Source organism: Aerosakkonema sp. BLCC-F183, from assembly GCF_041929145.1.
In the GTDB taxonomy this organism is placed as follows: domain Bacteria; phylum Cyanobacteriota; class Cyanobacteriia; order Cyanobacteriales; family Aerosakkonemataceae; genus Aerosakkonema.
In genome coordinates this window covers 1-12,021 of record NZ_JBHFNU010000022.1, presented here as the reverse complement: position 1 = coordinate 12,021, position 12,021 = coordinate 1, and the positions used below count along the sequence as shown (strand labels likewise).

Sequence of the window (12,021 nt, the reverse complement as noted above, 5' to 3'; positions counted from 1 at the left end):
TTATCCCATAAGCTAATCATCTCAAAAATAAAGAAAAGCTTAAATTACATGGGTACAACTTGACCGAACGATAATCTTTACATCCATTTCTGGGTAAGGGTTTTAGTCTTCTGGAGTTCCCCGCAGCGCGGGGAACTCCAGCCTAAAATAAAAGCAAGGCAAAGCAGTGTGATTTTTTTGTGCATTGTGATGCTCCCAGCTAAAATAGCTAGCGTTTTGCACAATACTTATTTGACTGGAGCGACAGTCCAGTAAAAGTATTTGACAAAATAAACTAAATGTGTATTCCTTGCCGAACCCGGCAGGGCGAAGCATATGCCTGCCGGCAGGCTATCGCCTACGGACAAAAAAACCTGGGTTTTGTGCGATAAATTGTCGCCCGAATGCTTCGCCCCTATACAAATAATAATAATTTTTTTTGTCAATAGTCTTTAAAGTAGAGCCTGAAGAACTTCAGAAAGCAGCAGACAACATCCGCTTAGCAAACAACCTCAGACGTGCTGACCAGACCTTGGCATGGTTGGAAAAACAGGGAGTAAGAGTTGTTGATATAGCTAGGGACTAGGGCGTCGGGCGTCGGGCGTCGGGCGTCGGGGAAGAAGGGTCTAGAATCAAGGGTTTCAGGAATTAAGAATGTCCTAACACGGGCGGTTGCTATAAAAGAAACATTAAACTGAATCAGTATATTGGCTAAGCAAAGCGGTGGCTGCCTCGGCGTGCAAGGGTTTAGAAAAGAAATAGCCTTGGCCGTATTCGCATTGCAACATCCGCAGTTTTTCCATTTGCGATGCTGTTTCTATCCCCTCGGCAATTACATCCATACCCAAAATATGACTGAGCATGACGATAGTTTGAACGATCGCGGCATCTTCAGCCGTTTCTTCCATGCGACTGACAAAGGAACGATCGACCTTTAATGTGTCTACAGGAAAGCGGTGTAAATAGCTCAAAGATGAGTAACCAGTACCGAAATCATCAATGCTAAACTTGAGATTTAAAGCTTTTAGACGTAAGATTTTAGCAATCGTAGAATCAACATCTTTCATTGCCATACTTTCTGTAATTTCTATTTTTAAAGTCTGACCGTCTAGTCCTGTTAATTTGAGGATTTTTTCAATTTTTTCTATTAAATCTGGTTGAGCAAACTGTTGGCTAGAAAGATTGACGCTGACTGTCAATAGCGGTTGCATGGGAAATTGCTGTTGCCAAATACGCAGCTGGCGGCAAGATTGTTCCACGATCCACTCACCCAAGGTAACAATTAAACCAGTTTCTTCCGCTACGGGAATAAACTCTACTGGGGAAATAAATTTGCCTTGAGAATTTTGCCAACGAACTAGGGCTTCAAAACCTGCGATTTTCCCCGTTTCTAAAGATACGATCGGCTGGTAGTGGACGCTTAACTCTTGACTGTTTCCCTCTATTGCAGAAGCAATCGCTCGACGCAAGTCATTTTCTAACTGCAAGCGGCTGACAACTTGGGTACGCATACCTACAGAAAAAACTTCATAGCGTGCTTTACCCAATGCTTTGGCGCGATACATAGCGGTGTGGGCATCTCGCAGCAATTCTTCTGGTTTATAATTGTGACCGGTTTGATTAAAAGCAATACCAAAGCTAGCAGTTATAAATATTTCTTGTCCCTTTAAATTCAATGGTGAATACAGTTTTTTTTGGATTTTGTCAGTAACGAGAGCTACTAAATCGATATTGCTAATATCTGCTAGCAAAATAGCAAATTCGTCTCCTCCAATCCGTGCGACGGGATATTTAGGATGGAGAATAGCCTTTAACCTTTGGGTGATGATACGTAATATTTCGTCTCCAACTTGGTGTCCCAAACCTTCATTAAATATTTTGAATTGATCGAGATCCAGGAAGATGACTGCAAATAAGTAATTAACCTGGCTTTTGCTGCGATCGATTGATTTCTGCAATTGCTTCAAGAATAAATCTCGGTTTGGTAGACTCGTCAAAGGATCGTAAAAAGCATTGTAGAATAATTTATAAATTCCGATCGTGCCGCCAGTTGTTAGGAATGCCAGTGTCGGCACTAGGAAGGGTATCCATACTGCATGAGTAAAGCAGATAAACCAAACAGCAAACAATCCTGCTACTGCTACAGTTGCAGCTATTGCTAATAATAGTGGATGGCGAAAGCGCCACACTAAAATTCCTCCTACTAGCGACCAACCCCATATCCATAAAGCTTCTGCCCACTGAGGCCAGAACCAAAATAAAGCTCGATCGTCTAAGACGGTACTGAGGATTTGGCTTACCATTTGACCGTGGACTAGCACCCCAGGCATAGCAGCTTCTTGTCTGTCGATCGCATTGTAGGGAGTAAAGAAAAGGTCTTTTTCGCTCGGTGCTGTTGTGCCGATCAGTACGACTTTATCTTTCACCCACTCTTTTTGGATAGCGCCGTTCAAAACTTGGGTTAAATTTACCTGCCTTGCTACTTTTCTGCCTCGATAATTCAACAGCACTTGATATCCTTGGGCACCAATGTTTTGATATCCACCAGAATAAGCTTTTAAACGGTAAAAAGTTTTTTGACCTAGCTGGAGCGAGTTACGATCAACCTTAAAGTCAATATTTTTATCTTTTAAATAGCTAAGGCTTACTCGCAGAGAAAAAGAATAAAATTTATCTGATTTTGTATAGGCATACATTAAATTCCGGCGTATTACTCCATCCGGATCGAGAACTAAGTCATTAAACCCTATTCGTTCTGTTGGCACGCCTGGTGGAGGTGGCACATTTCTGCTATCGTTACTCTCCATCTTGGAAATCGCGATGATGTTAGGCGCTTGCAACTGCTTCAACAGTTCTGTATGACCGGGTGGTTGGGGCAAATCCCGATACAAATCTAAACCAATTACCTTTGGCTGATAGGATTGCAGCTTTGCTAGGAGGGTAGCGACGGTTCGATCGGACAGAGGCGATCGCTTTTGGGCTTGCAAGTCTGACTCTGTAATTCCGATGACTAAAATTCGTGGATCTGGTTCGAGTTCGGGTTGGAATTGGGTAGCGCGATCGAATTCCACTAGCTCTAAAGGTTGGAAAACTTCAAGTTGTCTGACTCCCAGCAGCAAACCCGCAATGAGCAAGCTGCCAGTCAAAACAGGTTTTTGCCAAACCAGAGCTACGATCTGGGTAAGTTTACCCAGCGCCTCATGGTTTCTGGCTGTAAGCAACAGCGAATGTATTTTCTCAGAAAGCCGATCGGTCACAAACGTTAAAAGAGTGAACTACTTAAATAGTATTAACGGGAGGTAGAGCTTGCGATCCTGATTTTATTGTGCAAATTATCGGTCTAGTGAGCCTTTTGTTTCGATCGCATCTTTATTGACAATTCTACTCTGCCTCGTCAGCGATGTTTTTGCGAGCCAGTATTCTCGCTGTCGGATTTTTCGATCTACTGCCGATTAAATGTGTTCTAATATACAAAAATTGCTTTCCATAGGGCTTTAGCCGTTTAACTGAGTATTCCCATCTAAATCTGCTGGATACAAGCCTTTTGTAAGCTAATGTGGTAATACTTGAGGATACTTCTCAACTATAAATTAAGTATAATCATGTACTTTTATAAAGTTATGATACTAATTGCCCTGCAACAATCTCCCTCAAGACAGATTTTCAATGTTGTGAGTTAAGCAAAATAGCTAAGTATTACGATTCTCCTTGAAGAAATCATTAAAAAGAGCGATCGGCTACGATCGGCTTGGGGCCTTCGCGCCAAGCTGAAAACTAGGAAAAATCAGAAAAATATCCTTTTGGCAAAAGTCGTATTTCGCAAGATATATATTTGTTAAATTATTGAAATTACGAATAATTACGGTGGTAGTTCTTAGCTAAGCAAGTTTATTATCAAAACAAGTCTAGTATCAAATATAGCGCAAGTTGAGAACCAAGCAATATGTCTAGGGTCATCTTTAATAGAAAGATAATTGCCGCCATTTGTTTAACATCACTACTGACAATTTTTTCAAATAGCTTGACGATGCCGATACTGGCAAATGATTCAAATTCCGGGGACTCAGCAGAGGGCTTACCGGGACGGCGGGTAGGCGGTGGCACTCGGTCGGGAACATTAGTCGCCGCAAAGCCAGTAACTGCTCTGGTTCCAGAAGATAACCAGGGATTAACTACTCTAGAAAATCCCACATTTTATTTTTATGTTCCTAAAACGTCAAATTCACAAATGCTAGAATTTGTGCTTAATGATGAAGACGGTAATACAATTTACCAAAAAAAATTTAGCACTAATGGCAATTCCGGAGTGCTTGGGGTAGAACTTCCTGGCAACGGTGAAATACAACCTCTGGAAATCGGGAAAAATTACCGTTGGTATTTTGCAATTGTTAACGATCCTAAAGATCGCAGCGCTGATACTTACGTGAATGGCTGGATTAAACGAGTCCAAGCCAGCCCGGATATAGTTACTAAATTAAGAGACTTAGGAGCATTAGAGCGGGCTGGCGTTTATGCAGATAATCAGCTGTGGTACGATGCGATAGCCAGCCTAGCCCAGTTACGTCGTTCCCATCCTAATGACTCAGCTGTAGAGGCTAAATGGAAACAGCTATTACACTCCCTTAAATTGGACAACATTACCCAAGAGCCTCTCATTGAATATCAAGCTTCTGTGCAGCAATCGGCTGCTTCCGGCTATATATCGGGATCGCTATCTCAATGAAGAGAAGATCCCTCTAATTGTCGCGCTACCAGCCTAGCGAATAAGCCAGGTTGCTGAATTAGTTCCGCAAAAGAACCCACCTGGACTATTCGCCCCTGTTCCATTACGTAAATTCGATCGGCATTACGGATCGTACTGAGACGGTGGGCAATAACTATTCTGGTAACATTCAACTTTTCTAAATTTTCAGTCACAATTTGTTGAGTGTTGTTATCGAGAAAGCTGGTAGCTTCATCGAGTAAGATAATGCGAGGCTGTAAAAGGAGCGATCGCGCGATCGCCAGTCGCTGTCGTTGACCCCCAGAAAGATTACTGCCACCCTCACTCACTACCGTGTGCATCCCCATCGGCATTTGCTCGATATCTTTAGCAAATCCTGCCATCCGAGCTGCTTGCCAAACTTCATTCATCGACACTAACGCACCGCCAGTGATGTTATCAAAAATCGAACCTTGCATAAGGCGACCATTTTGCAACACAACTCCTAACTGTCGCCGCAGTGCTTGTAAATCTAATTGGGCTAAATCTTGACCGTCGTAATATATCTTTCCGCTTAAGGGAGTTTCAAACCCCAATAACAATCGAAAAATCGTTGATTTACCGCTACCTGAAGGGCCAACAATTGCCACGAATTCGCCCGCTTCCGCATTAATACTCACCCGATCTAAAATTAGCTGCCCTTCTTCCCGGTAGCGAAAAACTACCTTATCCAAAACTACACGCCCCTGAAGATGACCCGGATCTGCTTTGTGGGTATCCGATTCTAATTTTCCTTGTAAAATTGGTTGTGCCCTCTCCCACAAAGGCGCAATTTGGATAATCTGGGTTAGGGTATTGCTCAAAGAAGTTACACCGCCAAAAAACGTGCCAAAAGCAGCATTAAAAGCTAAAAATGTTCCCAGCGTCAAACCTGACTCTCCCGCCGCTGCACTTTGAATTTCTGCAAATCCAAACCAATACAACAAAATCGAACTGGCTAAAGAGAGTAACTCGTTAAAAACCGAAACAATATCGCTAATTGTGATAATTTCCCAGGTAAGTTGATTTTGTTCGCTGTACTTTTTCGCCCAAGCTGCAAATGCCCGTTGTTCAGCTACTCCTACTCGCAGCTTGGGCACGCCGTTAATCAGTTGCACGACTAATCCTTGAATTTCACCTGCTAGCTGCTCTTGTTTTCGCTCTTTGCGTAACAGAATTAAACTAGAGGCAATAGATAAAATTGCTGCCAACAATGTTACTGCTAGAGCGACTAAAGTTAGTTGGATGCTGTAAACAAACATCAGAACCAGATTTAGCAGGGAAAATAACGCACTTAATAAAGTGCGTTGTGTTGCACCGCTGACAATGCCGTATATCTGAGTGATGGATGTAATTCGCACTAACAAATCGCCAATTGTAAATTGCCGAATTAACGAGGGACTCAATCTCAAAAGTCTATCCCAAATCGCTGTTTGCAAGATGCTATTAATGCCATTGGAAACTCTTAAAGCAATTAATCCTTGGGAAAAATTTAAGGTTGTCTGACCGAAAGATACGGCTAACAACGCCAGCACTATTTGTAACAAAACTAAGCGATCGCCATTCGGAATGGCATAGTTAATCAAAATTGCTGTAGCTTGAGGAGTTGCCATTCCTAACAAAGTTCCCAAACTCCCCAAAAACATAATTTTGGCAAGATCTATTTCATAACCTTTAACTCCGAACTGGAATACATCAAAAGCTTTGTTAATTGCTGATGGCAACGGGCGATAAAACATATAAGCTTCCGGTGCGATCGAATTGGCGATCGCATCATTTACCAGCGTCCGAGTCCGCAATTCTGGGTCAAATAATAGATAACGATAGCCCTTGTTTCGATCGACTAACAAAGCAACTGGGCGTTTATCTTGAGTAAATGCCAATAATGGGCCATGTTCTGTTTGCCACCATTTACCAGCTAACAGAACGCGACGAATCCGAATTTGGGAAGCTAGGGCAATTTCTTCTACGGGATCTCTTCGCAACCAAGTTTGCGATCGCACTGGCGGACGAATCGTTATTCCCATCGCCCTACCCACTGCTCCAGCAGCAACTAACAAAGGAGTTCCCTCCTCAAAATGCGACTGCTGACGCTTGAAGGTAGAAGCTAAAGAACCCAATGCACTCTCTGTGACTTGTTGATTTAGTTGTTCTAATTCCTGAAATTGCTGTAACTCTGCCTCTACTTTTTGTTGTTGCGCTTTCTGTAATTGCCGCCACACGTAGCTATGAAACAAAGCTAAACTTTGCGGCAATTCGGTCGCATTTTCTAAATTGTTAGATAATATGTTCTTACCCGCTTCGTCAACCTGTAGTTTACTTTCGCCAGATGATATAGCAAAGGCAGCTATTAATTTACTTAAACGATCTATCCAACCTTCCAACAAAGAAATAATTTCCAGATCGAGTGCTGCCACTTCTGCTGCTACATCAGCAATATCTAGTTCTAAAAGTTCGCTTTCTTCAATAGTTACTGCCAAAATACCATCTTCCCAATTCTTGACTGGGAAACCTCCTCGCCTTCCTTCACTCTCCGCCTCTCCCTCTTCCCTCTCTCTACGAAGCGATGCAACGCCGAACAACGCTTCGCCTGCACTGACGCTGAATAAATAACGGCGATCGCCAGTTGGTTCTTTTGCCTCAATTTTAGTTGCGAACAGCGCCAGCGTACCAGACTGAACTACCCAAACTTTCTCAGGAGCGTCCAGCAGGAAGGATTGATTTCCTTTAAGTTTGTGTAGTGCTTTAGCCAGATTTGGTTTTAACACTTGCAAGCCTTTTAAGCAACAAACAATCAATCTATAACACCATTATTCCAGGACTTACGAACCAAACGACTAGAAACCCGGTTTTTTTTTACTTTTTTTATAATATAATACTAACTTGTAGGTTGAGCTTATTGCTTCAACCCGACCTACGCTAAAATAGCGAAGTAATTTTATAGAAAACGGGGCTATTTGTGTAATTCCTATATTTTAAACTTTATTTCTATGTTTAGAAAGAACTTCTAGTAATGGAATTATATGGATTGGTTTAGCAGTAAACCGGATATAAAATATTCCGTTTTCTGCTGAATTTGCTAAAACTTTTGCATATATATCCTTACTGACTTCTGTCGATCTTCCGCTTAAAATATTTAGTTTAATATTAGTCGAACTAGGGGGAATAAACCCTTCTTCTACATTGTCAATCTGTACTTCCGCTCCTTTAGCAGAAAGCTTGACTAACTTGCCTTTAAATAAACTTTCTTCAACAATTTTTCCTTCTACGATCGTATACTGAATTCCAATCGGTTTATGCAGCGGTAACAAGATTTCCTCTTGTTTTGGCAAAAATAAATTGTAAGGCTCACCAATCCCAACAACTTCGTAGACCCTAATAGGTTCTTTAACACCTTTCATTTTCATTTCTTTTTCGCCGTTTATACTAACAATAGATTTAACTTCGTTAAAAGTAGATTCGGAAATAAAAATTTGCCCACCCACTGTAAATGTTTCGATCCGAAAAGCTAAATTAACTTGATTGCCAATCACACCATATTCAGTGCGTTTTTCCGAACCGATGTTTCCCACTACGGCTTCACCTGTGTTGATGCCAATGCCCATTTCTATTTCTGGATAACCCAAGGCAGCTAGCTTTTCATTGACGGACTGCATTGCTAACTGCATGGCGATCGCGCAAGCAACGGCTCTTTCTGCCTCATTTTCTCTGATTGTAGGAGCGCCAAAAAGAATCAGAATACCGTCGCCCATGAGTTTATCAATTGTGCCATGATAGTATGTAATTACATCTGTCATATATCCCAGATAAATGTTGAGTATTTTTACCACTTCTTCGGGAGAAAGTTGCTCCGACAAAGCGGTAAAACCTCTTAAATCAGACGCAATAACAGTAATTTTTCGCCTTTCGCCGCCAAGCTTCAAACCTTCGGGACTTTCTAACAAATTGGCGACAATTTCATCTGTGAGGTAACGCCCAAAGGTTTTGCGAATTTCTGCGGCGCTGTGGGCGAGGTAAAAGAGAATGGCGATCGCAGATACTGTGAAGGACAGCAATGGCGGTACTACAGGTATCCACCACCCTCCTAAAAAAGCCAGATAAGTACTAGCGAGCAATACTCCTGCGGCCAAAAAAGGAGTCACTATTTTTAGGAAAGGAAATCTCTTAACTCTGGTGCTAATTTTCAATCGCCAAGTCAAGATAGCACCTAGTCCAGACCAACACAGAATCCATAAATTGTCCGAAATTTCTGACCAACTTTTAAAGAAAGACTTACCGTCAAGAGCAGCACTAATCATCTGACTGAGTAGCTGGGCGTGAATTTCGACCCCTGTCATGGGATCTGCCAGCTCGATTAAACCGCCGCTATAGGGAGTAAAGAATGAATCCTTTGCACTTTCAGCTATTTTCCCAATCAAAATAATGCGGTCTTTGCCCCATTCTGGCGGAAGTCGATCGCTAAGAACATCTGTCAGAGAAACTGTGTTGAAATGCTTGTTTCCGTTTGGGTAATTCAGGAGAATTTGATAACCGCGATCGTCAGCTCGCACATAACCGCCATCATTCGCTTCAAAAGGAGTAATTACCGAGCTACCAAGTTGATATTTTCCCCCCGCAATTCTTTTGAGAGCAATTCCTGACTTTTCCAAATAATGTAAAGCTAGATGGGTCGCGAAACTCCAGACTATTTTGCCATTGCGATCGCGCACATACAAAAAGCTGCGCCGTACTTTGCGATCGGCATCTTCCAGCAAGTCGTTTGCACCTACTTGCTGCTTAGCTTTTAACTCTGGAGGTGGGGGGACTATTTCCCAAGCTTTATTGCCAACTACTTTTTCTATACCGACTAAATTAGGGGTGGATCTAAACACCTGTACTAATTCTTTATAACCCGGTTCTTCCGGTAAATTGCGATAAATATCTAAACCAATTGCTCTAGGCTTTCTGGCTTTCAATTTTTCCAGCAATCGGGCATAAACAATATCTGGAATGTTCCCCGTGCCAAGGTTTTCGATGTCCAATTCATCAATTCCGACGATCGCAATCCGGTCATCTACCTTTGTCTGAGGTCGCAGCTGCATATATCGATCGAATGCAGCCCACTCCCACGACTGCAATAAACCCACTAAACGCAATATGATTACCAACACCGCCACTAAGGGAGTAGTAATCCACACACCCCGCCATTGCCAAAAAAAATTTTTAAATTGTCCCACATCAAACCATCGTAATAGGTAGTACCTAGTGGTCGCTGACGAAAAACACCCTGTTTACCGAGAGGCAATTAATTATTACCTATTACTAATTGACTCTTCTCTGCCGTCGAGGAATCGACGATCGGTTCGGCGGCTAAAGCCTCCAAACCAACTGATTTTAACAGCTGTTCCCATTCCGTAGGATAAGTCTTACGCAGCTCGACGACAATAGCCAGAGTTTCGTTCCAAATCCTAGCCTCTGCAAACAACTTTGCCTGTTCCAGAGGTGAAGAAGCCTGCTGTAGCTTTTGCTTGAGATCCGAACTCAATTCAATCGGTCGAATTGTGCCCCGGACAAATTGATCTTTGCTGCGGTCTGACCCATCGCAAATCAGGGCAAACTGCCACACAAAATCTTTGCCAACTTGCAGAGATGCACTTTGAGGGATGTTTACTTTAACTATGCCACCTGTCGCGGCTAGTGGAAAACTGCTGAGGTAAACTTCTTTGCCTTGTTCGTCAACTACCACAAATTCTGCGGACTTGGCTATGGTTTTAGGGACATAGAAAAAAAGCGTTGGATTTGTACTAGCTGTTGTCCCCACATTATCCCGTGTAGGCATCAAAGCCGTTACAGGTAAAACACCCGACTCGACACACGAAGGGCCGCGAGTTCCTCCGCCGGCACTTCGTTCGGGTGCGCCTCGATCGTCCGCAGGCGGAAATTCTAGACTGACTTTCCACTCAGAAGGCATTTGCGCCAAAAGCTGCGGCGATAAGCTAGTGAAAATTAGCAATGCTGGAGATAGCACTCTAACAATGCTCCCCAACCGATTAACAGATTTAGCTACAACCATATTAGAGGGACTTAGTAGAAAATTATGCTCGTTTTGATTGAGCGGAAATTACGCTGCATATTTGTTGCTTCAATAGATGCAATCCCCCAGGCTGATGTGCCTACCATATATACTATCACTTTTTTTTGATGTCACTATCTTTAGATAGATATCTTTAAACTCTGTGATAGATTGGCATTACCAATTTACACCATTGGTGCAAGCAGTTTTACTGCAATTTAATAAGTTGGTAAATTTGCGATCTTAACTTTTCTCCAAAGATAAATGATAGTAACTCACTCGTATCTAATGCAGATCGTTGCCCAAGCCAGTTCTTTATCAGAACGGTTATGTGTTGATTTACTCAAAACAAACTCTGCTGAGGCGATCGAACCACAACTGAACGATAACCGCTTGAATCGTTGGTGCCAGGTAGTTAGCCAAGGCAACTGGGAAAAATTTTACAAACGCCTTGACTGGGATGAGTTAAATATTATACAAGCTGGCTCTGTAGTGCGATCGCTTCCTGTTGTTGATTCCCAAGCTTTGCCTGCATGGGCAGACACTTTGCGAGAAATAATCCAAACCACCTATTCTTTTGCTAACGATCTATCTTTTCCCAGACAGAGCCTGGGTAATGAGGCAAATTTGTTAATTTTTATAAATAAAGAAATTCAATTACCTTTTGCAGAAGTGCTTTTACCAGCCGTCTCTGTAGCGCGACAAAAATTATTAAATCGTCTCGATTCTCCGTCATTACACGTAGATTGCTTACCATTAGAAGTACTTTCTAATTCAGCATATCTGACCTTAGAAATCAGCTTACTTTACAAACTCTTAAATATCTGCGGCAAAACCCTGGAATATGAATTATCCCGTGACCGTACCGTGGGAAAAAATTTACTTAACTTACTAAACATACTGGGAAAATCCACTCCTGACAAGACGCAATTTAAGGCAGAATATGAAGATTTTATGGAAAAAATTTTGGCGGATGGATTATTGACATTTTTCCAAAATTACCCAGTTTTGGCGAGATTAATGGCAACAGCAGTGGATTTTTGGGTGGAAACAACAGCGCAGTTTTTGCAACGCCTCAAAGCGGATCTCTGGCAGATTCAGCAAGTGTTTCAAGTTGCGCCTGGTAGCGCAGGCGTCTCGCCTAGTAGCGCAGGCGTCTCGCCTAGTAGCGCAGGCGTCTCGCCTAGTAGCGCAGGCGTCTCGCCTAGTAGCGCAGGCGTCTCGCCTAGTAGCGCAGGCGTCTCGCCGG

At 42.5% G+C, this 12,021-nt stretch carries 8 protein-coding genes; 3 read left to right on the top strand and 5 right to left on the bottom strand.

The genetic code is table 11. From position 1 onward, the window contains the following. The first annotated feature begins 418 nt into the window (after window positions 1–418). Window positions 419–565, top strand: a complete 147-nt coding sequence (locus ACE1CD_RS06330) for a hypothetical protein (protein ID WP_374794923.1) — start codon at window positions 419–421, stop codon at window positions 563–565. Between the two features lie 103 nt (window positions 566–668). On the opposite strand, the gene ACE1CD_RS06325 is transcribed toward ACE1CD_RS06330, so the two are convergent. Together ACE1CD_RS06325 and ACE1CD_RS06320 are read right to left on the bottom strand one after the other, a co-directional pair. Beyond that, window positions 669–3,236, bottom strand: coding sequence for an EAL domain-containing protein (locus tag ACE1CD_RS06325; RefSeq protein WP_374794924.1), 2,568 nt, complete (start codon window positions 3,234–3,236; stop codon window positions 669–671). A 637-nt stretch (window positions 3,237–3,873) separates the two neighbouring features. After that, entirely contained in the window at window positions 3,874–4,170 is a 297-nt protein-coding gene (locus tag ACE1CD_RS06320) for a hypothetical protein (protein ID WP_374822468.1), read from the bottom strand. On the opposite strand from ACE1CD_RS06320, the gene ACE1CD_RS06315 reads away from it, so the two are divergent. Beyond that, window positions 4,124–4,702, top strand: a complete 579-nt coding sequence (locus ACE1CD_RS06315) for a DUF928 domain-containing protein (protein WP_374822466.1) — start codon at window positions 4,124–4,126, stop codon at window positions 4,700–4,702. The genes ACE1CD_RS06320 and ACE1CD_RS06315 overlap by 47 nt on opposite strands. On the opposite strand, the gene ACE1CD_RS06310 is transcribed toward ACE1CD_RS06315, so the two are convergent. The 3 genes from ACE1CD_RS06310 to ACE1CD_RS06300 form a co-directional block, all read right to left on the bottom strand. Beyond that, window positions 4,696–7,488, bottom strand: a complete 2,793-nt coding sequence (locus tag ACE1CD_RS06310) for an NHLP bacteriocin export ABC transporter permease/ATPase subunit (RefSeq protein ID WP_374794926.1) — start codon at window positions 7,486–7,488, stop codon at window positions 4,696–4,698. The two genes, ACE1CD_RS06315 and ACE1CD_RS06310, sit on opposite strands and share 7 nt — an antisense overlap. Before the next feature lie 207 nt (window positions 7,489–7,695). Further along, entirely contained in the window at window positions 7,696–9,936 is a 2,241-nt protein-coding gene (locus ACE1CD_RS06305; protein ID WP_374822463.1) for a CHASE2 domain-containing protein, read from the bottom strand. A gap of 68 nt (window positions 9,937–10,004) precedes the next feature. After that, on the bottom strand, window positions 10,005–10,772 hold the full coding sequence (locus ACE1CD_RS06300; RefSeq protein ID WP_374794928.1) for a DUF928 domain-containing protein: 768 nt from the start codon (window positions 10,770–10,772) through the stop codon (window positions 10,005–10,007). 264 nt (window positions 10,773–11,036) lie between these two features. Here ACE1CD_RS06300 and ACE1CD_RS06295 point away from each other — a divergent pair. After that, the coding region (locus ACE1CD_RS06295) for a DUF4135 domain-containing protein (protein ID WP_374822460.1) at window positions 11,037–12,021 on the top strand (985 nt) is incomplete at its 3' end.

Coding starts and splice junctions, on each gene's coding strand:
- ACE1CD_RS06300 (WP_374794928.1), bottom strand. CDS start 10,772: ATGGTTGTAGCTAAATCTGTTAATCGGTTGGGGAGCATTGTTAGAGTG.